The organism is Leptospira stimsonii (genome assembly GCF_003545885.1).
GTDB lineage: Bacteria > Spirochaetota > Leptospiria > Leptospirales > Leptospiraceae > Leptospira > Leptospira stimsonii.
In genome coordinates, this window is record NZ_QHCT01000001.1 from 984,469 (window position 1) to 1,007,483 (window position 23,015).

The 23,015-nt window shown below is 43.9% G+C and carries 21 protein-coding genes and 1 pseudogene; 15 read left to right on the forward strand and 7 right to left on the reverse strand.

The window, feature by feature from the left end; all coding sequences use genetic code 11:
- The first annotated feature begins 37 nt into the window (after nucleotides 1–37).
- On the forward strand, nucleotides 38–586 hold the full coding sequence (locus tag DLM75_RS04810) for an RNA polymerase sigma factor (protein WP_118967343.1): 549 nt from the start codon (nucleotides 38–40) through the stop codon (nucleotides 584–586).
- Nucleotides 587–750: 164 nt separating this feature from the next.
- Nucleotides 751–1,803 (forward strand): FecR family protein, encoded by a 1,053-nt coding sequence (locus DLM75_RS04815; protein ID WP_118967989.1) that lies wholly within the window; start codon nucleotides 751–753, stop codon nucleotides 1,801–1,803.
- A 172-nt stretch (nucleotides 1,804–1,975) separates the two neighbouring features.
- Here DLM75_RS04815 and DLM75_RS04820 read toward each other — a convergent pair whose 3' ends face one another.
- On the reverse strand, nucleotides 1,976–2,422 hold the full coding sequence (locus DLM75_RS04820) for a DoxX family protein (protein WP_118967344.1): 447 nt from the start codon (nucleotides 2,420–2,422) through the stop codon (nucleotides 1,976–1,978).
- Nucleotides 2,423–2,982: 560 nt separating this feature from the next.
- On the opposite strand from DLM75_RS04820, the gene DLM75_RS04835 reads away from it, so the two are divergent.
- The 3 genes from DLM75_RS04835 (at nucleotide 2,983) to DLM75_RS04845 (ending at nucleotide 5,600) form a co-directional block, all read left to right on the forward strand.
- Entirely contained in the window at nucleotides 2,983–3,153 is a 171-nt protein-coding gene (locus tag DLM75_RS04835; protein WP_118967347.1) for a hypothetical protein, read from the forward strand.
- An 83-nt stretch (nucleotides 3,154–3,236) separates the two neighbouring features.
- Nucleotides 3,237–5,177: an ABC-F family ATP-binding cassette domain-containing protein gene (locus DLM75_RS04840; RefSeq protein ID WP_118967348.1), complete on the forward strand. Its 1,941-nt coding sequence runs from the start codon at nucleotides 3,237–3,239 to the stop codon at nucleotides 5,175–5,177.
- 87 nt (nucleotides 5,178–5,264) lie between these two features.
- Nucleotides 5,265–5,600 carry a rhodanese-like domain-containing protein gene (locus DLM75_RS04845; protein WP_118967349.1) on the forward strand — a complete coding sequence of 112 codons (336 nt, stop codon included), beginning with the start codon at nucleotides 5,265–5,267 and terminating at the stop codon, nucleotides 5,598–5,600.
- A 551-nt stretch (nucleotides 5,601–6,151) separates the two neighbouring features.
- Here the strand turns inward: DLM75_RS04845 and DLM75_RS04850 are convergent.
- Nucleotides 6,152–6,766: a TetR/AcrR family transcriptional regulator gene (locus tag DLM75_RS04850; protein WP_118967990.1), complete on the reverse strand. Its 615-nt coding sequence runs from the start codon at nucleotides 6,764–6,766 to the stop codon at nucleotides 6,152–6,154.
- Between the two features lie 17 nt (nucleotides 6,767–6,783).
- Complete coding sequence (locus tag DLM75_RS04855; protein ID WP_118967350.1) at nucleotides 6,784–7,569, reverse strand: acyl-CoA desaturase; 786 nt, start codon at nucleotides 7,567–7,569, stop codon at nucleotides 6,784–6,786.
- A gap of 204 nt (nucleotides 7,570–7,773) precedes the next feature.
- Between DLM75_RS04855 and DLM75_RS04860 the strand changes: the two genes are divergently transcribed.
- The 9 genes and pseudogenes from DLM75_RS04860 (at nucleotide 7,774) to DLM75_RS04910 (ending at nucleotide 17,653) form a co-directional block, all read left to right on the forward strand.
- Nucleotides 7,774–8,664 carry an acetoacetate decarboxylase family protein gene (locus DLM75_RS04860; RefSeq protein WP_241547825.1) on the forward strand — a complete coding sequence of 297 codons (891 nt, stop codon included), beginning with the start codon at nucleotides 7,774–7,776 and terminating at the stop codon, nucleotides 8,662–8,664.
- Nucleotides 8,665–8,728: 64 nt separating this feature from the next.
- The gene (locus tag DLM75_RS04865) at nucleotides 8,729–9,910 is read left to right on the forward strand and encodes an acetyl-CoA C-acetyltransferase (protein ID WP_118967351.1); all 1,182 of its coding nucleotides are present in this window, start codon (nucleotides 8,729–8,731) and stop codon (nucleotides 9,908–9,910) included.
- A gap of 87 nt (nucleotides 9,911–9,997) precedes the next feature.
- The gene (locus tag DLM75_RS04870; protein WP_118967352.1) at nucleotides 9,998–10,318 is read left to right on the forward strand and encodes a hypothetical protein; all 321 of its coding nucleotides are present in this window, start codon (nucleotides 9,998–10,000) and stop codon (nucleotides 10,316–10,318) included.
- Between the two features lie 45 nt (nucleotides 10,319–10,363).
- Nucleotides 10,364–11,067, forward strand: a pseudogene (locus DLM75_RS04875) (YwaF family protein).
- A gap of 1,031 nt (nucleotides 11,068–12,098) precedes the next feature.
- Nucleotides 12,099–13,262, forward strand: a complete 1,164-nt coding sequence (locus tag DLM75_RS04890) for an acyl-CoA dehydrogenase family protein (RefSeq protein ID WP_118967355.1) — start codon at nucleotides 12,099–12,101, stop codon at nucleotides 13,260–13,262.
- A gap of 86 nt (nucleotides 13,263–13,348) precedes the next feature.
- Entirely contained in the window at nucleotides 13,349–14,770 is a 1,422-nt protein-coding gene (gene trpE / locus DLM75_RS04895; protein WP_118967356.1) for an anthranilate synthase component I, read from the forward strand.
- Nucleotides 14,770–15,348 carry an anthranilate synthase component II gene (locus DLM75_RS04900; protein WP_100786800.1) on the forward strand — a complete coding sequence of 193 codons (579 nt, stop codon included), beginning with the start codon at nucleotides 14,770–14,772 and terminating at the stop codon, nucleotides 15,346–15,348. Before trpE ends, DLM75_RS04900 begins: the two co-directional genes overlap by 1 nt.
- Complete coding sequence (locus tag DLM75_RS04905) at nucleotides 15,345–17,243, forward strand: ABC transporter ATP-binding protein (protein ID WP_118967357.1); 1,899 nt, start codon at nucleotides 15,345–15,347, stop codon at nucleotides 17,241–17,243. Before DLM75_RS04900 ends, DLM75_RS04905 begins: the two co-directional genes overlap by 4 nt.
- Nucleotides 17,240–17,653, forward strand: a complete 414-nt coding sequence (locus DLM75_RS04910) for a response regulator (protein ID WP_118967358.1) — start codon at nucleotides 17,240–17,242, stop codon at nucleotides 17,651–17,653. The genes DLM75_RS04905 and DLM75_RS04910 overlap by 4 nt, the downstream gene beginning before the upstream one ends.
- On the opposite strand, the gene DLM75_RS04915 is transcribed toward DLM75_RS04910, so the two are convergent.
- Nucleotides 17,642–19,054 (reverse strand): HEAT repeat domain-containing protein, encoded by a 1,413-nt coding sequence (locus tag DLM75_RS04915; protein WP_118967359.1) that lies wholly within the window; start codon nucleotides 19,052–19,054, stop codon nucleotides 17,642–17,644. The two genes, DLM75_RS04910 and DLM75_RS04915, sit on opposite strands and share 12 nt — an antisense overlap.
- A gap of 167 nt (nucleotides 19,055–19,221) precedes the next feature.
- On the opposite strand from DLM75_RS04915, the gene hflX reads away from it, so the two are divergent.
- Nucleotides 19,222–20,979 (forward strand): GTPase HflX, encoded by a 1,758-nt coding sequence (gene hflX / locus DLM75_RS04920; RefSeq protein ID WP_241547855.1) that lies wholly within the window; start codon nucleotides 19,222–19,224, stop codon nucleotides 20,977–20,979.
- Here hflX and DLM75_RS04925 read toward each other — a convergent pair.
- Genes DLM75_RS04925 through DLM75_RS04935 form a run of 3 tightly spaced genes read right to left on the reverse strand, consistent with a single transcriptional unit; the run spans nucleotide 20,940 to nucleotide 22,949 of the window.
- On the reverse strand, nucleotides 20,940–21,311 hold the full coding sequence (locus tag DLM75_RS04925; protein ID WP_069608659.1) for an STAS domain-containing protein: 372 nt from the start codon (nucleotides 21,309–21,311) through the stop codon (nucleotides 20,940–20,942). The genes hflX and DLM75_RS04925 overlap by 40 nt on opposite strands.
- Nucleotides 21,312–21,324: 13 nt before the next feature.
- Nucleotides 21,325–21,627, reverse strand: coding sequence for a hypothetical protein (locus DLM75_RS04930; protein ID WP_118967361.1), 303 nt, complete (start codon nucleotides 21,625–21,627; stop codon nucleotides 21,325–21,327).
- Between the two features lie 32 nt (nucleotides 21,628–21,659).
- Complete coding sequence (locus DLM75_RS04935) at nucleotides 21,660–22,949, reverse strand: homoserine dehydrogenase (protein WP_118967362.1); 1,290 nt, start codon at nucleotides 22,947–22,949, stop codon at nucleotides 21,660–21,662.
- Nucleotides 22,950–23,015: the final 66 nt, after the last annotated feature.

The following is a 23,015-nucleotide window of genomic DNA, read 5'->3' on the forward strand; positions in this document are numbered from 1 at the left end:
TGAAAAAACAAGTAGTAATCAGGGATCTTATATAACTGTGGCACATACATCCGAGTTAGAAAAACTCTACAACCACAACAAAGATGATTTATTTCATTATATAAAAAAATCGTTTTATGACGAAAATTCTGCGCAAGATATCTTGCACGATTCGTTCTTAAACTTTTTTCGATATTATGAGAATAAAGACATTCCTGATCCAACTTCCTGTAGGATGATCTTATTTCGAATTGCAAGGAACTTGATCATCAATCACGCAAAATCTTATTATCAGAGAAATGTATCCCTCGTCGGTGAAGATACAGGCAATAATTTCGCATCAAAATCTCCAAGTCCGGAATTTTCTGTTATGGAGAAAATCGATCAATCGGATGTCAAAAGTACGATGGATTCTCTTTTAGAAGCCATATCTCCGGAATACAAAGAAGCCTTGCTTCTCAGATATCAGCAAGATCTGAAATTAGATGAGATCTCGAAAATCCTTGGAATGAGCATTTCAGGAGTTTCTAGACTGATTGAAAGAGCGGAAAAAGCCCTAGCCCAGGAAGGGAAAAAAAGGGGTTTTCAAGCTGGAAACTATATATAGTATATAGAAATCCTGCCGTCTTATAGTTTGAAGTAATTAGAATTCTATTCAGTGGTGATAAAAAAAATTCGGAAATGGAAAAAATAGCTCAAATTGACCGCCTTAGTTTGTTTTACAAACAGGAAGCGGGACGGAATTGAATCGCAGACCCGGGCAGAATGAATATGGAAAATAAGACAAACACTCCCGAATTTGAAGGATACGCGCGACTCCTTAGAGAAAAGGACTCCGTATCTAAACTCCCGGCTTTTGATCCCAATTGGATCGGAAAGAAGCCCCGCTTTACCGTGGAGGACAGAATGATGAGTGTTCCGACTGAGACAAAAATTCTTCAATTCCCAAAGACAGCATGGCTCGCCGCGGCGGCAGTATTATTATTAACTGTGGGAGGAGCTTGGTTTAGCCTGCGAACTCCAAAAGCTGAAACAGAAGTAATTGTGCAAGGAACTCCTTTGAGAGCCGCTGTGGTTTTCGTAAAAGGGGATGCGTCCGTAATTAGGGATATAGAGACCAAATTACACCAGGGCGATTTATTGAATGAATCCGATATCATCCTCACAAAAGCGGGCGGGGCTGTGGACATCGGTTTAACCGATTCCAGCGTGATCCGCGTAAAAGAGAAGAGCAAGTTAATTCTTAAGGAACTGAGAGACAACAATGGATCTCAGATTCGAATGAACTTAGCGGCCGGAAGATTGTTGAACGTCGTTGAGAAAGAGAAAAAAGGAAGCAACTACTACGTTGAAACTCCATCCGCTGTCGCGGCGGTAAGAGGAACTTCTTTCGAAGTGAATGCTTCCGAAAACGAATCTATGGTTTTCGTAGCGGAAGGTTCGGTTGAAGTAACTTCTTTGAACGCGTCTAAAAAAGTGTTTATCTTAGACGCAAGTAAGCTTGTGACAGTGAACAAGGACGGCGAAGTGGAGTCGATCGATCTTTCTAAGTTGAATTCTACTCGTCCTGAATACAAGGATATGAAGAAGAATCTTAGAACTCTCGATAGAGAACTTCTTTCCGATGTTCAAAATCTGAAAACGGCTAAGACGGAAGAAGAATTGAGTAAAATTTACGATCTTAGCATCGAACACATCATTATGAAAGACGGAAGAGAGCTAAGAGGAGTTGTGGTTTCCCAAAAAAGAGGAAAGCTTGTCGTTCAAACTCTGAAAGGTTCTTACATCTTGGATGAGGACGCGGTAGATAAGATTAAATACTGATCTTAATTCCCCAAAAAATTCTTTCCAAAAACCGGTCGAAGGGCTTCCTTCCGCCGGTTTTTTTATTTTAGAATAGGACTCAATAGGAAAAGAAAGGAAGGCCAGAATAATCCTTCTGAGATGTTTTTTGCAAAGGAGAAGTTATGAATATTAAAATATTCTAAAATTCTTATTAAAATTCAAGATGATCGGAAAGCCAAGAGTCGATGGACCAAGATCCTCCTCCGAAAAGAACCAGGGCGATTCCCATACAGACTGCGAGGATATGATATTCGAAACCTTCTCCTCCTTGATTTCCAAACCAATTCATAAAGAAACCGATCTCCCGATGAGTCCAGCCTGCTACGGCTAAGGTGCAGGTGATCCCAAAGGCCGCAAGACGCGTAAATAATCCAAGAATCAATGCGATGGATCCGAAAAATTCGGCAATGATCGCCAAGAAGGCAAGAGCCGCAGGAAATTCAGCAGTATTTACGAAAAAATCCATGGAGGCTTCGAAGCCTACGCCGCCAAACCATCCGAAGAGTTTTTGCGCTCCATGGGGAAATATACAAATTGCCAATCCGATTCGGAGAAAAAGGGGCGAGAAGGAATCTCGAGTGGAAAAAAAAGAGAGCATTGTGGTTTATTCTCCGAATTCCAACCTTTTTGTTTCTTGGAAGAAAGAAAGGAAATCACAAATTGAAGATCGAATCCGTGTGATTTTTGAGCGGAGTTCCGACCTTGGTCTGAATCGGTTCTTGGATTCCACCTTTGAATCCGAATCTCTCGAAAAAATTTTTCTAAGAATAGGAGTTCCTATATTCAAATCCTTTTTCGGAAAACGAACTCGTTTCAGGATGCGGGACTTCACAAAATGACATCTTTCTTCGAGCGGACTTTTTGTTCTTTTTATGGGAGTTCCTACGTTCCAAGCTCCGAGGCAGATCCAAGACTATGTCTCATACAAAGAGGAGGTCAGAATTTCAAGATAGGAGTTCCTACTTTTCGAGGTTTGACAGAAATGCGCTTCTTTTCGGTTCCGAACTCTTAGAAACAATCCGGACTTACTCCGAGAATTTTCCTCCGGAGTTCCGACCTTTCCCTCTTTCGGTGAAATCCCAGGATTCCAACCTAAAAGCGGTTGTCGAAACGACCTAATCCGAAAAATCTGGCATAAGATTATTTGGCGGGAAACCTATGTCTGAAGAAACACAAGAAAAGAAAAACAAAAAGATCAACAAGATGACTGTAGCCGAGATCAATGCGGCAATCCAAACTTCCAAAGAGAAGATGAACGGAAATTCCAGCAAATACATCCTGCACTTGAATGCAAGATTGGAAGAACTCGCAGTGAAAGGTAAGAAATAATTTTATTCCTTTTTCCGGTCCGTCGACGATCGACGGATTCCGGTTCTGCTTCCTTTTTTCTACCTTTCTAAATCTCTCGATCCTTGCTCCAATTCATCGACATAAAACACCAGTATGCGTCCTCGGTTCTTTTTGAGGGATTCTCTTGGCATATCAAGCCGGGAGCGCGTGTCTGTCTTGTCGGTCCGAACGGGTCCGGTAAATCCACTCTCTTTAGAATTGCGGAAGGAAAATTCGTCCCCGACGACGGGACCGTATCCAAATCTAAGAATACGGAAATTTCCGTCTTCCAACAGCTTCCCGATTTCGATCCGGAAGCATCGGTGATTGATACTGCGTTAGGTAAACACAAACACTATCGGGAATATTCCGAACGTCTCAAAGAGATCAATCACAAGTTCGAGATCATCTCTCACGATTCTCCGGAGTTTTCTTCTCTTCTCGACGAACAGAGTTCTCTGGAAGAATACGCGTTTACGTACGGAGTTCACGAGTTGGAGTCGAAGGCGCGCAAGGTTTTGGGTGGACTTGGATTTTCCAACGAACAAATGGCGATGAAGGTGAAAGAGTTTTCACCCGGATATCAACACCGTCTTGGTCTTTCTATTACTCTTCTCAATCCGGGCAACTTACTCCTGTTAGATGAGCCGACCAATCACTTGGACAACGAGTCTAAGGAATGGCTCGCGGATTATCTCAACTCAACCGGACAATCCTTTGTCTTAGTCACACACGATCCAGAATTCTTAAATTCCACCTGCGATACGATCGCGGAACTTTCTCCTTCCGGGGTGATCGAATTTCGAGGAACCTTAGAAGAATACTTCGAACACAAGAACGAACTTCAGGAAAAACTCCAAACTCAATTCGAAAAGGAAGAATCTTATCTCAAGAAAAGAATGGAATGGATCGATCGCTTCCGCGCTCAGGCTACAAAAGCGAGACAAGTTCAATCCGCGCTCAAAAAACTCGAAAAACGAGATCGTGTCGAAGCTCCTCAGGAATCGTTTTGGAATTCCAAATCGGATTATAAATTCAACTTTATCTCCTCCGGTAGAATCACAGCAAGAATCGAAGACGGCGCATTCTCTTATTCCGGTAAGCCGCCTTTTATATTCAGCGACGCAAATCTTGAAATATCCGCAGGCGACAAGATCGCCGTCGTCGGTCCGAACGGGGCGGGAAAGTCAACGTTCCTCCGTTGTTTATTAGAAATTCATAAACTAACATCCGGCAAAATTTACTACGGACCGAAGACGAAGATCGGTTATTTTTCGCAAAATCATCATGAAGAATTGGATCCTTCCAAAAATCTTCTTCAGACCGTAATGACGACGTATCCCGATCTTTCTGAACAACAAGCGCGCAGTTTGCTCGGATATTTTTCCTTTTCGGATGACAGCGTTTATAAACAAACTGCGCTTCTTTCCGGTGGAGAACAAAGTCGGCTTCGTTTGGCGCTTCTTGTGAGACATCCAGCCAATTCGATTTTCTTGGACGAACCGACCAACCACTTGGATTTGGTTGTTCGAGACAACCTCAGACGAGCTCTGATGGCTTACGAAGGTTCTCTTCTCATCATCTCTCACGATCCGGAATTCTTAAAGGATCTCTGCAATCGAACCATCTCCGTCGATAAGGGTCAAATTCGAGATTATAACTGCACCTTCTCCGATTACCTCAAATACAATCTGAAAGAAACGGTCACTTCCAATTCTCAGAATGGAAATGCTTCTTCTCTCAAAAAAGAAGAACCTTCTCAAACGCGTTCCAAGAAGAATGCGGATAAGAATCGTGTGAAAAAAATCCAAAAAGATCTGGAACAGATCGAAGCGAAAATAGAACTTTTAGAAAAGTCCAAGAAGAATTTGGAAGAAGTTTTGGCTGATCCCGGTTTTTTTAAGAATCGAAGTTATCAGCTGGAATTGGATAATTTAAACGAGACAAAAAATGAAATCGCACGTTTGACTCAAGATTGGGAATCTCTTCAATTAGAGCTGGAAGAGCTTTCCGGATCAGTCTAATGAAAGACTTCCGTCCGCTGAATCTTTTTAGAAACCTCGGTCATTTTTGATTCAATTTTATCTTTGCGAACTAAGGAACCATTTTCAATGACACCGAAAGAATTAAAAACAAGATTAGATCTGAGAAAGGATGGGAAAGATTCCTTTTATCTTCTCGACGTAAGAAATCCGAACGAAGTGGAAATCAGCACGATCGAAGGAACCGATCTTCTGATTCCGGTCGGCGAACTTTCCGGGCGTCTTTCTGAAATCAATCCTTGGAAAGAATCCGGAAAAGAAGTGATCGTTTATTGTCGTTCCGGTGGACGCTCCGCTATGGCATGCGGGATTTTGAAACAATCCGGTTTTGCAAAGGTGCATAACGTGGAAGGTGGAATTCTTCTCTATTCGGACGAAGTCGATTCCTCTCTTGCAAAATATTAATACCTGGTTTTCTATTCTGTACGAGCCGTCGGAATTGCGATCCGGCTCTTTTTTCGTATTCTTGAAATATTCGAAAAAAGGTTTTTAGAGATGCTTTTTTGACTTCTGAAAAGTCGGGTCATCTTTACCCGATTATTCGGAATAGAAGTTTCGGATAACGTCGATCGTTGCTCCTCCCCATTGCGTTATTTTTTACAACGTGTTCTCTTGACTCGGAGTATTTTCAATCTTTTCAAATACATCTTTGAATGGCTTTGGATTGAATACGAACGAGGTCCTGAGTGGATTGGACTCTCTTCAGTAAAAATCATTTTCATTTCGATGCGGAAGCGATTGACGCGGAGTCAATAAATTGCGATTTGAATCGATTCGTATTTTTTTTTGAGGGAACGTTTTGCAATTTATTGACTGGAGCGGAAAGCGCGGTCCTGCAATTCGGCTAATATCGAATGGAACGGAACAACTTCAGGATCCGCCCAAAGGATTTGTCACTTTGCAATGTCTCAGCTTTTGAATTATTGAAATAGGATTCTGGAAAAAGAATTCTTAGATCATTCGCCTAAGAGAATTTTTCGGAAGTAGAGAAAACCTTCCGCCAATGGATCGTCCTTTCCGCCGCGTCTTCTCTTGAGCATATTCGTAAGATCTAATACCATCAGACCGTACATCCAAGCCCACATCATTCTCGCGAGAGCGGGATATTCCTTTTTGGAAAGTTTGAATTCATGGCTCACGCATCCGTTTCGGATCGTTTCTAAGAATACTCGATAACTGGTCGGCAAACTCGGGAACGCTTTTCTGTGCATGTGCCCGTGAACGGTGTTGAACATCACCTTGTGTAGTTCTTTGTTGTTCAGGGAAAAATCCCAATACGCTCGTGCGATTCCGGCGAGTTTCTCAAAAGAATTTTTTCCGTTCCTCTGGGCGTTTCTCAAAAGTTGTGTGAGTTCCGTTTCCCCTTTGGCGATGAGAACTTGGATGATTTCTTCTTGGCTCTTAAAATGTGAGTAAGGGCTCGCAACACTACAGTCCAATTTTTCGGCGATCTTTCTCATCGAAAGACCGTCGATTCCTTCTTCCAAGAGAATCTCCATCGCAACTTGGACGATGTTCTCCCGATTGAGGCTGTTTCTGGATCTTCTTTTGTGTCGAACTGCAGTTGTCATTTTGGATTCTAACTCGATCAAGCCGCTTTGGAAACCGGAACCCTTCCTTGAGTCGTCCAAACGTCTCGTTTAATATGTATGATCCCAACTTTATGCAACCCCTTCATGATCTGAAAGCAAAAATCGACTTCCCACCATTTATATGCGAAGTTGGGAGAGGTTGGATGTCCGTGGTGATTGTTCTGATACAATTCTCCCATCGTCAAAAAGTCGATCGGAAGCATATTCTTCGACTCATCCTGGGTTTTAAAATGATTCTTATACCCGTATTTATGTCCTCCCCAGTTCACGATCGCGCCGTGAATCGGTCCCATGAGCCAGTGGATCGGGAGAAGAAGATACCAACCCCATTGTCCATCTGGCACGAAGGCCATATAGTAGAATGCATAGAGAGAACCGAATCCGATCCGGAACCACCAGTTCTGACCGAGCATATCGATCGCTTTCCATCGAGGAATGAAATCACGGGTGAATTCCGATTTTGGAGCCACACGATCATACGCGAAATCGTCGTAGATATGTTTCGTTTTGATCATCATCTCGAATGGATTTTTAGAATGATGGGGAGAATGTGGATCTTCTTCCGTATCGCTGTAAGAATGGTGCATTCTGTGTAAAACGGCGTATCCATACGGATTCAGATAAGAAGGACCTTGAAGAACCATTGTCAGAAGATGAAATGTTTTTTCCCAGAAACGGTTCATGGTAAACATCGCGTGAGCCGCGTATCTGTGTAGGAAGAAGGTTTGGACAAAAACCGAACCGTACCAATGTGCAAAAAATAAAATTAAAATAGGGACCATTTGGGGCCTCCTCTGTTTTTTCTCTTCAACGAACATTGTTCGTTACCGCCAGAATAAGCGAACGTTGTTAATTAAGTAAAGAGAAAAACGAAAAGAATTCCTACTTTCCAAAAATGGGTTTTTTTGAGGATTTGGATCAAAACGAGTAAAATGGGCAAATCACCTGGTTTCGGGGGCTTTTTTCTATTTTTTTAGGTGGCATCGGTGGTAGCAAAGAAAGCAAAAAAAGCGGTCAAAAAGAAATCGGTAGGAACTCCTTCCTCAAAATCCGGGAAAAAAGCGGTTTCCGCTTCCAAGACTGGAAAAACTCCTTCGAGTCGCGTTAAACTCAATGAAACGCTCCCTACGGGTCGCGTTTCAGGTCGGAACTCCGTTGGCGTTTCTGGATCGAACGGGAAAAAAAATCCTTCGATAGAATCTCGTAAGTCTGATTCTTCTTCCATTTCAACAAAAGGAAAACATTTCCCCGCGCCTTGGGATTTGAAAGGAGAAGGTTTTCTCTTTCCTCTTTGGGCGAAAAAAGATTACAACCGTGAAATGGGATTCTTCTCCGGAGAAGATTCCAGACAATATTCCGGCGGTTTGGGTTCTTTGATGCTCGTGAACTATGAAACGAGTGACGTAGGACCTTATTACGAACTTCTTTATATTCCAGGGAATTTCAACTACAAGGATCAATCTTACAAAAGGATCACGAGAATCTTTGTCTCAAGCCAGAAATCCGTAGAAGAAGGAATTCTCAACTGGGCGATTCCCAAAGAAAGAGCCGACTTCACTTGGATCCGCGAGGGAAATCTTACAAAGGTCTCCGCTTTTCGAAACGGAAAAGAATTCTTCCGAGTCACGATCGCGACCAAAGGTTTTTCCTTTCCCGTTTCCACAAAAATTCTTCCTTATACACTTTTACAAAAATCTCCCGATGGTTATCTGAGCACTCAGTTTATCGGAAAGGGGAAAGGAAGAATCGCGACGATCCGCGAAATCTGGAGCGACGAGGCCGTGTTTCCGGACGCGATCAAGGGTGGAATTTTTAAAACCGGAATTCATTCCGATCCGTTCGAATTGGTCTTCCCGGTCGCAGACAAGGTCGACTAACGTTTTTTTTGGGAATTCGAAGAAACATTCAATCATTAGAATATTAGAGTTATTAGGAGTAATCATGGAAGAAGCAGTCATCCTGGACGGGATCAGAACCCCGTTCGGTAATTTTGGAGGAACTCTCAAGGACCTCAGTGCGGTGGATTTGGGAGTTTTGGCTTCTAAGGCAATTCTCGAAAAAACGGGAGTTTCTCCGGATGCGATCGGAGAATCCATTTTTGGAAACGTAATTCCTACGGGGAAAGAAGCGATCTATCTCGCGCGTCATATCGGTTTGAAAACCGGTCTTCCTCTGGGAGTTCCCGCTTTGACTTTAAATCGTCTCTGCGGCTCCGGAATGGAAGCGATCATCCAAGCCGCTAAAAAGATTTACCTGGGTGATGCGGATGCGGTTCTCGCAGGCGGTGTGGAATCGATGACTAACGCTCCTTACGTCGTGCGTAACGCTCGCTGGGGAGTTCGTTACGGTTCTGCGGAATTCGAAGACACTCTGGAACAAGGTCTTACCGATCAGTATGTAGGTCTGATCATGGGTCAAACAGCCGAGAACCTCGCGGACCAATATAAAATTTCCAGACAAGAACAAGACGAATGGGCGGCGATCTCACAAACTCGCGCTGAAAAAGCGACTTTAGAAGGAAGACTCAAAGACGAAATTCTTCCCGTAACTGTGGGCGGCAAAAAACCGATCACATTGGATAAAGATGAATTTATCAAAGGAGCCTCTGGCGTTGAAAAACTTTCAACTCTGAAAGCCGTGTTTCGTGAAGGTGGAACCGTGACCGCAGGGAACGCATCCGGTTTAAACGACGGTGGTGCGGCCACGATCGTAACTTCCGCTTCTTACGCACAAAAGATCGGTAAAAAACCTCTCGCGATCATCCGCGGTTATGGCCACGCGGGTTGTGACCCTGCAAAGATGGGAATCGGTCCTGCAATTGCGATTCCTGCGGCTCTGAAAAAAGCGGGCTTAAAACTTTCCGACATGAGTCTTGTAGAAGTCAACGAAGCCTTTGCCGCGCAGTATCTTGCAGTTCAAAAAGAATTGGGCCTCAATCCTGAAATCACAAACGTAAACGGTGGTGCCGTTGCGATCGGGCATCCGCTTGGAGCTTCCGGTGCCAGAGTTACGATCACCCTTGCTTACGAACTTAAGAGAAGAAAGGCGAAGTATGGCATCGCTTCTCTATGTATCGGCGGTGGTCAAGGAATCGCGCTCGTTTTGGAAAATCCGGAAGTATAAAAACTTTTTGATTTGATCGTTTGAAAAGCCCGGATTCATCCGGGCTTTTTTATCTTATAATAATATAGATAAGGTGATAATCTTTTTATGAAACGAATTCTTCTATTTTTGTTCCTGATCGGCTTTGATGTTCTTGCGGTGGATTGGGAATTTTCATCTACAAACATCGTAATTGAAAATAATAAGAAAATGATTTTGTCCGGTAGGGTAAAGGGACCTGAATGTAAGAAACTTAGAATCGTCGCGAAGGCCCAAAATGAAAGTGGAGAAAAAAGAACCCTGATCGGTATTGTCGAAGCACTTGAAAATGAAGGGAGTCGATTGTTTACTATCGCGGAGTCTATCTACTCAAAACGAATCGAAAACTGGACCTTGTTAGAAATATCCGCAAGGTGTCAATCAAAGTGATTTTAAGCTGTATATTAATATTTTAGAATCTATTTCTTTAAAACTATGAATCAACGATTTCAGCTCTGGTCAAATCTTCACTTTCTACTTTTGTTCTCACCGGAGTTGCGATCTTTCTTCTTCTGTGGATTGCGAGAAAAGATTCTTCCGGAAACGTAAGTAAAAAAATAGGCCAGACGTTGGCTTGGGTCTTGATTTTAAATTATATCGTTTACGTAATCTATCGAATCGATTCTGGTCATTGGGAAATACGTTACGATCTTCCGATGGAATTCTGCAATTGGGCGATGATTGTGACTTCGATCGCGCTCCTGACTCACAATCGAACGTTTGCAGAACTCTCTTACTTCTGGGTGATGAGCGGTTCCATCAACGGTGTAATAACTCCGGATCTTCAGGTGACGTTTCCGCACCTTTATTTTTTTATTTTCTTCATCGCGCATTCGGGACTTGTGATCGCTTCGCTTTATATCGTCTTTGGTCTGAGATTAGAGCCGCGACCCTGGGCCGTTCTTAGGACATTCTTATATTCTCAGATATTTTTTATTTCCGCGTTTGTGATCGATTTTCTTTTGGATGGAAACTACGGATATATGATGTCCAAGCCTACTGCCGGTTCCGCGTTGGATTTTCTGAGCGACTGGCCTTATTATCTGATCCAGATGCAACTGATCGGTCTGTGTTTTTTCTTTCTTCTTTATCTTCCGTTTTATTTTAAGAATCGAAAAATTAAATTTTCTGAATATTAGGATAAGGCCGTTTTCTTTTTTTATAACGACTTGAGACGAATGATTTTTTTCTTATTGAGACTTGCTTTTCCGGAGGCAAAGGAAAGCGTTTTTCTTAATTGTTCTTTCAGTCGGTACGTTTATTTCGAATATTCGCCGTCTTCTTCAATTCCTCAGATCGAAGTTTGAGAAACGAAAGAAAAAGAATCTGGGTTGTGGCGATGGAAAAAACGGAATCAAAAGGAAATCATTTTCCGATCCGTTTGAATCGTTCGGGCTCGTTGAGGTTTTTTAAGATTGAAAGATCGGGAACGGAAGAGAAGTCGATTTGTTCTATAAGAAATTCGAAAGATGAAAATGGGATTCTTCTTTTTTCCGATAAAAAAATGGATCCTACTTTAGATCCGTTTATTCGTAGGAAAACGGTTCTCCGAATTCTTCAGAGTTTTTTTCTCCATTGATTTTTCCAACGGATAGAAAACGAAATTGCAAAACCCGCTCCCATTGTTTTGATTCGCGCCGGTCGTATTCGATTTTACTCAAAAAAATTTAGAATTTTTTATCAAAGAGGGCAAGTCGAGCTTCAAGGAGAATGGGCAGATTCTTTGGAAAGCGTGATCGCGGGAGTTCCCACACTTTATTTCGATTAGAGCTAGAAATTCTTTGTAATAGTTCCTACATTTTTAAAACGAAAGGGTTTCGGACGTCCCTGTTCGACTTTTTTTATTGGGCTTTAAAAACGATTGGATTCCATTCGGAGAAGGTGTTAGAGTTCCTACACGGAATCTTGTTGGAAAAAGGAGACACCTTCTCACAAACAAAAAACGTATTTGAATTTGCTTTCGATCCTTCTTTCAAGAATCCGCTTTGGTTTTCGTTTTCGTACCTTCTTGACGGTAAAGGATTCTCTTCGAATCCTGCATTACAGAGCTCTTAATTCCAGGTTCCAATACCGATTTCGAGGCTGTACCGGTTTTCCGGCTATCGGCGATTCAGGCGGGATGCCAGGAACCATCGGACGAGTTCAAATTCGACCAAGGTGTGCTATTAAAATGGAATTTGCCCTTTCCAGCGAACAGAAAGAATTACGTGATCTCGCGAGAAAATTCGCGAAAGAAGAAATGCGTCCTCGCGCGGAACATCACGATCATACGGGAGAATATCCCATGGAAGTCCTCAAAAAGGCCTGGGAAATCGGCCTTATGAACATCCATATTGAACCTCAGTTCAACGGTTCTGGAATGGCGGAATTAGACGACGTTATCATTGGAGAAGAATTATTCTGGGGATGTTCCGCAATGGCGACGGCCATTCTCGCGAACAACCTCGCCCTCGCACCGGTTCTCCTCGGCGCGAGCGATAAGATCAAAAAAGAATTCGTTCAGCCTATGACGGAAGAATTCAAACTCGCGGCTTATGCGGTCACCGAACCGGGCGCCGGATCGGACGTCGCGGCGATTCGTACTTCCGCAAAAAAAGTCGGAGACGAATACATCATCAACGGATCTAAGATGTGGATCACAAACGCGGGTTACGCCGATTGGTTTTTTGTTCTCACAAAGACGGATCCTTCTGCGGGACATAAGGGCATCACCGGCTTTATCGTCGATGCGAAATCTCCCGGAATCATCATGGGGAAAAAAGAGATCAACATGGGTCAGAAATGTTCTGATACTCGTGGAATCACTTTCGAAGACGTGAAAGTTCCCGCTTGGCAGATGGTCGGTCGTGAAGGGGAAGGTTTTAAGATCGCGATGGGCGCGTTCGATCACACTCGTCCCGGAGTTGCGATCGGTGCAGTCGGAGTTGCGCGTGCCGCGATGGAGCACGCGATTCAATATGCGAACACTCGTAACACTTTCGGACGTCCTATCATGGACAACCAAGGGATTTCCTTTATGATCGCAGAGATGGCGCGCGATATCGAAGCGGGTCGTCTTCTTTGTTACCAAGCCGCATGGATGATCGACAATAAATTTAGAAATACATACCAAGCCTCGATCGCGAAGATGTTTTGCGCCGATATGTGTATGCGAGTCTGTACCGATGCGGTTCAGGTTCTCGGCGGGTACGGTTTTAATACGGAATATCCCGTCGAAAAACTAATGCGCGACGCAAAGATCTTCCAAATCTACGAAGGAACTTCTCAAATTCAAAGAATGATCGTTTCCCGTTTTCTCGCGGATGGAAAGGGAATCGAGGGACCGAATTTCTGAAAGACTTCTCTCTTACATTCGAAGAGTTTTCCAAACTCGCGGAACGGGGAAATTTAATCCCGGTCTTCAAACAGATCTTTCTGGATATGGAGACCCCGGTTTCTCTATTCGCAAAATGGGGTTGCGAATCTTCGAAAAATTCCTTCCTCCTTGAATCGGTGGAAGGAGGAGAAAAATTGGGAAGGAATTCCTTTTTAGGAAAATCACCTTCTCGTCTTTTGCAAGGGAAGAACGGACTCTTTTATATTTCCATCGGCAACGAACCGGAAACGGAAATCATCACATACGATCCTTTGGTTCTCCTGGAGAATTTACTCGGAGACGACGTCTATGTTCAAGATTATCGTCTTCCTCCTTTTGCGGGAGGCGCCGTAGGATTCTTATCCTTTTCCGCGGTTCGTTACTACGAATCGATTCCGGATACAAAACCCGACGACGAGAATGCACCCGATTGTTATTTTGCGATCTACGACGAACTTCTCGTAGTCGATCATATCGATCATGTTTTAAGAATCGTTGTCAACGCGAGAATCGGGGAACACTCCAGTCTTAAGGAATGTTACGATGCCGTGTTGAAAAAAATCGACACGATCGAGGACGAAATCAGAAACGGAATCGTTCCTGACGAAATCAAAAAACCGAAAACGGTTTCCGGAACTCTTCAATTAAATCCGAATATTCCGGATGAAGAATATAAGAAGAACGTGGAGCGCGCCAAGGAATATATCAAAGCCGGAGATATTTTTCAAGTTGTCCCTTCTCGTAAGGTTCAGTTTAAACCGGAAGTTTCTCCGTTTCAAATCTATCGCGGTTTACGGACCGTAAACCCAAGCCCTTATATGTATTACCTCCGTCTCGGAGAAATCACGATCGTGGGCAGTTCTCCAGAAATCATGGTTCGTTATGCGGGGAATCAGACCTTTCTTCGTCCGATTGCGGGAACTCGTCCGCGTGGAAAGAATGCGAACGAAGATAAATTTTTAGAAGACAACCTTCTTTCCGATCCGAAAGAAATCGCGGAACACATTATGCTCGTGGATCTCGGACGAAACGACCTCGGCCGTGTATGTAAACCGGGAAGCGTTCGTGTCAGCGATTTTAAAGTGATCGAAAAATATTCCCACGTTATGCACATCGTAAGTCAGTGTTCGGGGGAATTGGACGAGGAAAAAACGGTTTACGATCTGATCCGCGCTACGCTACCGGCGGGAACCGTTTCCGGAGCCCCTAAGATCCGCGCCATGGAAATCATCGACGAACTGGAAACCACGAGACGTGCGATCTATTCGGGCGCGCTCGGTTATATTTCCTTTTCCGGAGAAAGCGACCTCGCGATCATCATTCGTACGATCGTTTTTTACGGAGACAACGCGTTTCTCCAAGCGGGAGGCGGTGTCGTTTACGATTCCGTCGCCGAGTTGGAATTGGAAGAAACGAAAAACAAAATGGCCGCTCTCTTAAAAGCGGTCGAGTTCGCCAGAAACGGACTCAAAGGAGAATGGAAATAATGCTTCTCCTGATCGATAATTACGATTCATTCACATACAATCTCTATCAGTATTTTTGCCAGATCGGAAACAACGTGGAAGTGTTTCGTAACGATAGAATTTCGTTAAACGAAATCAACGAACTCGCACCCAAGGGAATCATTCTTTCTCCGGGTCCGGGACGTCCCGAAGATTCAAAGGTTTGTCTCGATGTGATCCGTGAACTCGGAGGCAAGGTTCCCATTTTCGGAGTTTGTCTCGGACACCAAGCGATCGGTCTTGTTCACGGAGGAAAGATCGTTTCCGCTCCTTCGATCATGCACGGAAAGGTTTCTCTCATCGAACACGATGGACGAGATATCTATAAAGGAATTCCTTCTCCTTTTGTGGCGACTCGTTATCATTCTCTTGTCATTCAACCGGAAAGTATGCCGGCGGAATTGGAAGTGGCTTCGAAAACTCCGGATGGGGTGATCATGGGAGTTCGTCACAAAACAAAAAAACATCTCTACGGAGTTCAGTTTCATCCGGAATCCATTATGACCAGCGCGGGTTTGGATCTGGTCAGAAATTTTTCCTCAATCGTTCAGGAGTTATGAAGCTTTTTTTCAGGCTTTTGTCTTACTCCGTACATTACAAGTATCGATTCTCTTTGGGAATCGTATTTGCGCTTTTGACGGCGATCCTCAACGCCGTTTCACTCACCGCATTCATTCCTCTTTTTGATTCTTTGGGCAACGACAAACAAACCCGTTTTCAGTTGCAACTAACGTTGCCGGAACAAAGAATCCTTCTCAAAGAGAAGGTTTTTGGAGATGAGTCTCTTGACGGGTTGGAAAGGACTAAACTCCTTTTGATCGACGTAAAGGAATGGATCAACGGAAGAACCAAAGGCCTCGAACCGAAGGAAGTCGTTTGGGCGATTTGTATCATCGTGATGCCGCTCTATCTTTTGAAGTTGATCACGTATCTTTTATCCGTTTTCTGTATCGCAACGGCCGGATACAAAGCAGTTCGGGACATTCGACAAGAATTGTTCGAGAAGAATCAACTTCTTCCTCTCACTTACTTCTTCAAAGAAAAAACCGGGATGATGATGAGTAGAATCATCAACGACGTGGAAGTCGTGGCCGCCGTGATCTCGAGCAACTTCCGCGACGCGACGATCAACTTCTTTTACGTGATCACTCACTTAATGGTTTTATTATATTTAAATACGGAACTGCTCATAGTCGCCTGTCTCACTGTGCCAGTGATCATTCTTCCCGTAACTTTGTTTACGAGAAAGATCACGAAGTCCACGATGCGTTCCCAGGAAAAAATGGCGGACCTCAACGCAAACATCCAAGAGATGATTTCCGGAATCAAGGTGATCCGAGTTTTTAACACGGAAAGTTACGAACAAGGAAAATTCGGGAAAATCAATCACAACGTTTATCGAAGAAACTTCAAAGGTCAATTTTATCTTCAGATCGCGCCCTCTCTTGTCGAGTTGACCTCCTCGATCGTAGTTCTCGGTTTTTTTGCCGCGGGTGCGAGTCTCATCTACAACGGAAGATTCACTCAGGGAGAATTTATGGCGTTTCTCCTAACGTTGCTTTTTCTCTTGAGGCCGTTGACTCAGCTTTCGCAGATGGTCGGAAAGATCACGCAGGCGATCGCTTCCGGAAAACGAATTTTCGAAATCATCGATTTGGAGACGGAAGACCACAGCGAAGAAAGTAAAATTTCCGCGCCACCTCTCGCAACGAGCATCGAATTTAAAAGTCTATTCTTCTCCTATCCCGGAACAAACACGGCAGTTCTCAAAGACATCAATCTCAAGGTGAAAAAGGGTGAAACGATCGCGCTTATCGGAGCGAGCGGTTGTGGAAAGTCTACACTCATGGACTTACTTCCGCGCTTCTTTGATCCGACCTCGGGTTCGATCGAATTCGACGGAACCGATATTCGAGATATCAGTCTCGGGGATCTTCGAAAAAAGATCGGGATCGTAACTCAGGATATATTTTTATTCCACGGATCCGTTGCGGATAATATCGCCTATGGAAAACCGGGAGCGACTCGCAAAGACGTGATCCGCGCGGCACGACTTGCACACGCCCACGACTTTATCAAAAAGATGGACAACGGATACGATAGCATTCTTGGAGTTCGGGGTCTCAATCTTTCCGGCGGTCAGAGACAAAGACTCGTGATCGCTCGAGCGCTATTACGCGACCCCGAAATTATGATCTTGGACGAAGCCACTTCCGCGTTGGACGTGGAATCGGAACGTCTTGTAAGCGATGCACTTCGACGTTTGTATGCGAATCGTACAACGTTTGTGATCGCGCATAGGCTTTCCACGATCAAAGACATTCCGAGAATCATCGTGATGGATAACGGAAAGATCGTGGAAGAAGGGGATCACAATTCTCTCTATGAACAAAACGGAATCTATCGAAAACTTTCGGACAATCAATTTGCGGCGAATAACGGAGTGTTACCATGAAAAAGATCGTTTTGATCGTAGACGATAACGACCGCTATGCGAACAATCTCAAGGTTTGGTTTGAAAAAAACGGATTTGAAACCGTTCGCGCTGTGGATGCGGCGCAAGGTTGGGAAATCTATTCTCAGGATAAGAATCGATTTCATACGATCGTGACGGATATCACGATGGAAACCCAGACTTCGGGTCTTTGGATGATTCGCAAGATTCACAAGGATGGTTATCAGGGAAACAAAATCATCGCTACCACGGGTTTTGATTTTCCGGGAGTTATGTTTCTTTCCAGTTCGATTCTTCCCGGATTTGCGGGAATCGGATGGATGGTCCCGAAGGTTCCTCTGAAGGAAGGAAACGTGGTTTTCCTTCCTACTTTGTTGAAAAAGAAAATTCCTTACGAATCAATTCTCTGAAGGAGAACCGCTTTCCGGCGTTTGATCCGCGTTAGACGGACTTGCGGGGTCGGTCTCTTCCATATCGGAAGCCGGAGTAAACGTAGTCGGTTTCCGTTTGTATCTTTTCCCTTTTTTCTCTCTCGGAGAAGCAAGGATCGTTCTCATTTTCAGAAAAGGACCGAATACCCAGGACTGAACCGTTTCATAGTAACTTTCCGGATTTTTAGATTCTAAAAGAAGTAAGTAGTAATGATCTTCCACGAATTTATCGCCAACTTTTTGGATAAATCGACGATCGCTTTTCTTTAGGATCTTTCCTACTTCGCCTAACGTTAGATTACGAAGTCTGCGGGAAGTTGGATACGGATTCTCCTGTGCGTAACCGCCTTCCACTTGTACCGTTCCGAATTGAGAGAACGCTTTACGAAGATAGAGTTGCGCCAAAATTCTCTGATTCAATTCCTCCGAAGTGGAGTTTTCCAATATCCGAATAAAGGAGAACGTTCCGTAGAGGCTTGTGTTTTGTCCGATCGCTTCCACGATATTCTTCACTAATTCGGGCTTTGTTTCCAAGGTTTGTTCTAAAATTTTTAAAGAAGCTCTCGTTTTATGAATTCCCAGCGCTTCGATCGCGGTTTTTTGCAAGTCCGGATCTTCCGAATCCAGATACGTTTTGAATAATTTGAGGTCGTCGTTCACTTGAAACGCCGCCAGACCCAAAAGCGAAGCTTTTACGATTTCGGTTCTCGTGGAACGGATTCCTTGGCGGATGAGTGCGTCCCTAGCGGAAGGATCCTTTGTTTTTCCCATTCCTCTCCAAGAAGAGAACTGAATATCCGGATCGTTCGACTTGATTCCCCTAAAAAAATAATCCAGAGAAGAGGGGGAGCCAATATCGGCTAACGCCTTATAGGCGGCTTGTCTTACCGCTTCTCCGTCTCTTTCGATCACGTGGTGGAGAGTTTTTACGCCGCCTCGCCCCATTCTTCCTAACGCTAAAACGGCGGCCGCACGAACTCTCGGAATCGGATGAGTAAGGGCCATACGATCCAGTGTTTTATACCGCTTTTCCGCTTCCGCGCGAAATACGATCAGAATCCCTTTTTTGAGAGAAAGATCATAGTCGATTTCCTGTCTTTCTTTCGGCGTAAGGTCCTTTCTTTTTCTTCTTTCGTAAGAGGAAACTCCGTCGGATTCTTCCGTAAGATTTCTGGGATCGTCCACATTCAGACCGCTGGATGAATTTCCATCGGACGATTCTCCGGTTCCTGTCGCCGATTCCTCCGGTGCATCCACCGTTTTCGGAAGTTTGGATTCTTCTTGAAGTCGATTTCCGGAATCCGCATTTACTACGGAACTCAAAATGCCGAATACGAGAACCAAGAGAAAATACTTTTTAAGTTTAGAATATAAGGACATCGGTTACCTTTGAATGGTCAAATTTTTGCTAAGATGCTATTTATAAGTTCGTCCGATTTTTCAGCTTTTTCCTGTTTTTTTCCGTGACAAGCATGATTTCCTTTAACCGGAATGCTTGACGGAAGACGAGGAACCTGCTAAGTTTTAGCCATAGGGAGAATTTCTTTATTAGCAAGCTCAGCGGTAATCTCAACGGCCTCAAATCCAACCAAATTCAAAGACTGAAAAAAATTTCCGAGAAAAGAATCCGGGAAGATGTAATCATTAGTCAAGAAATTTCACGCACTCTCTGCGAATTATCATTAGAAATCGGCAAACAAATCGGAATTCTGATCGATCGATCCGGTTACGTTACGCACGTGTTAGTCGGATCCGATACTTCGATTGAAATTCCCTTTTTGGATCGTCTTCGGACTTCCGAGGCGAGGTTGCGTGGTCTTCGGCTGGTTCACACTCATTTGAAAGGAGAACCGCTCAACCAAGAAGATTTAACCGACTTGGCGCTTTTACGTTTGGATTACATTACCGCGGTAACGATCGATTCTTCCGGAAATCCGAACGGTTATTTCTCCGCACACTTCAATCCGGAATCGGAGGAAGAACTCTGGACCGTCCTTCCGAAACAATATCCCGGACAACTCAAGGAAGGGATTCACGAAGAAATTTTGGAGATCGAATCTCAGCTTTCCCGTTTTAGAAAAAATCTCAAAGACGCGCAAAAAGAAAACCGAGCGTTTTTGGTTGGAGTTTATCCGGAGCGAAACATCGGAAGACATCCTTCTCTTTCCATGGAAGAATTGAAAGAACTCTGTAGAACCGCTGAAGTGCACGTCGTCGATACGTTTATTCAGAAAAAGAATCGTTTGGATCCGTCCACCGTTTTGGGAAAAGGAAAACTGGAAGAAATCATTTTAAAGGCGATTCAAAAACACGTAGAACTTCTCGTCTTCGACCTCGAACTCACACCTTCTCAGGCGAAAAAAATTTCGGATATCGCGGATATCAAAGTGATCGATCGTACCCAACTCATTCTCGATATCTTTGCCAGAAACGCGAAGAGCAGAGACGGTAAACTACAAGTCGAACTCGCACAGCTCAAATATCTCAAAGGAAGACTCACCGAACTCGACGATAACATGTCGAGACTCACCGGTGGAATCGGAGGAAGAGGGCCGGGAGAAACCAAACTCGAAATCGGAAAACGAAGAGTGGAAGAAAGAATCACGAGACTCGAAGTCGAACTCAAATCCCTCAAAAAGAGAAGGGAAATCAATCGACGTCAGAGAAAGAAAAACGAACTTCCCGTGGTCGGCATCGTGGGTTATACGAACGCCGGAAAATCGACGTTACTCAATGCTTTGACGAACAGCGAAGTTCTCTCCGAAAACAAATTGTTTGCGACTCTGGATCCGACGACGAGAAGAATCCGGTTCCCCGAAGAAAGGGAAATCATCATTTCGGATACGGTCGGGTTTATTCACGATCTTCCACCCGAGTTGTCCAATGCGTTCAAAGCCACTCTAGAAGAATTGGGCGATTCCGATCTTCTCGTGCACGTTGTCGATATTTCCAATCCGGATTACAAACTGCAGATGGAAGCCGTGGAAAAAATCTTAGAAGAATTAGATCTTTCTCATATACCGATGATTCAGGTTTTTAACAAGATCGATAATCTGGAAAAATTCAAAAATCTCGCTTTGCAAGAAGGATATTCCAGCGAATTCAAAAAGACTACAAAGAATTCTCTGAATCACGGGCCCGGCTTGGAAGCGATCGCGGACTTAAAGGAAGATTTAGGAATCGATTTTCATGCGGACACTGTTTTGGTATCCGCTTATCAAGGATGGGGTTTAAAAACGCTTTTGGATCTTTTGGAAGAACGAATCTACGAAAAAGCTTTTTTAGCTTCTTCTACGGAGTTGTAAATTTCGACTTTTTTCGGAAGTTCCATCAAACGAATTACGTTTTCGAGGAAATGATTGAGTCCTCCGATCACGATTTTTCCGGAATGTTGATCCACGGTTTTGATCAAGGTCAAAATCGTTGCGACTCCCACGCTGTTGATGTATTCCAGACCGGAAAGGTCTAAAATGATATTATAGACTTCTTCTTCGAAGATAAAGTGTATCTTACGGGAAATCTCGAAAGAATTGGAGTTGGTCACCTTACCGTTGAATACAACGAGCAACACTTCCTTATTTGGAAGACTGGATTTGGTCGTCTCAATATACAATGAATCGAATTCTACTCTCGCCATGAAAATTCCTATTTTATCGCTCCGGATAAAGTTTCCCTTCTCTATATTTCAGTCGGACTTTCTCGCTTGTTTGAAGCTCATCGACTCGATACTTCCCTCTCAACACAATTTCGATTCTTCCTCTTTGGGGAATCGAACCTTCGTATTCCAGATACTCCCTTCTATGAGAACGTTTTTTTTCAAATTCTACAACGCAACCATTTAGAAAAGCATTCAGATTCTCTTGGGAAGAACCGAAAGTCAGGAGTTCTTGTTCCTCGCCGGGATCCAGGAATAAGTCCAGATGTCCCCCATTCTCCTCAAAATGCAAAGACAAAGTGAAATCTTTCCATCGCATCCGCCGAATTTTTAGAGTTTATCCTCTAATCGAATCGCAACCGAAGCGTGGCGGATCAAAGAAAGGCTATCGATGATCTTCAATGATTTCTTTATATTCTCTTCGGTTGCCGGATGTGTTATAACAACAACTTCGACGGGTTCTTTTTCCACTTCGTTTTGCCTTACTGAAGAGATAGAGACTCCGTGATCTCCCAAAACTTTCGAAATTTCAGAAAGAACCCCCGGAAGATCGACGGTCGTAAATCGCAGATAATATCTTACCAAAGAGCCGTTGGCCTCGGAGACGCTGGCCGGTGGAAATAAATTCTTCTCCGGAGCCAAACCTTTGTTTCTTCTCGCTCCGTAATAGAGAATATCGGAAACAACCGAGGAAGCGGTCGGTAAGGACCCGGCTCCCTTTCCAACGAACATTCCAGGACCCGCATAAGCGGTCTGATAATAGATCGCGTTCATCTCGTTCATGATATTCGCGAACGGATGTTTTACGGGAATCATCACCGGTTGCACTCTTGCTTCCAATTGATCCGCAATCTTTCGAACCAATCCTAGGAGTTTGATTCTATAACCGAGTTCGCCGGCAAATTGAATATCCAACCCACTAATCTTTGTTATACCTTCGATTTGAACGCTCTGTAAAGGAATTTTTTGCGAGAACGCTAAACTTCCTAATATGCTAATTTTATGCGCGGTATCGATTCCTTCCACGTCAAAGGTTGGATCTTTTTCCGCAAAGCCGAGTTCTTGTGCGATCTGAAGAGCTTCGGAATAATCCAGATGTTCCAATTCCATCTTGGAGAGAATGAAATTCGTAGTTCCGTTTAAGATTCCATAAAGAGAAAGGAAAGAATCGGAGCCGAGTCCCGTCTTGATGGAACGAATGACCGGAATCGCTCCGGCGACGGAAGCTTCCATACCGATTTCCAATCCTCTTTCCTGAGCGAGAGAGAAAAGTTCGTCTCCTCTTTGAGAAAGAAGCGCTTTGTTTGCGGTGATTACAGTTTTTCCGTTCTTCAAAGCCTCGCTCACGATCGTATAAGCGACATCGGTTCCGCCAACGAGTTCTAAGACCAAATCGATCTCGGGATCGGAAACGATTTTTTTAAAGTCGGATTCTAATTTGCAATTGGGAAAATTGAGTAATTCTTTTTTGATTTTATCGGGAGTTCGGGTTGAGACCGAGGTGAGAATCAGATCTAGGCCGTATTTCTCGCGATATGCGGCGCTTTCATTTTTGAGAATCTCGAGAACCCCTGATCCTACGGTCCCCGCTCCAATCAATCCGATTCGAATGCGTTCCATGGATTACCATCTTCGAAATTTGCAGGGAAGATTCACTCCATTTTCATGGGAAAAGCGAACGTTCCG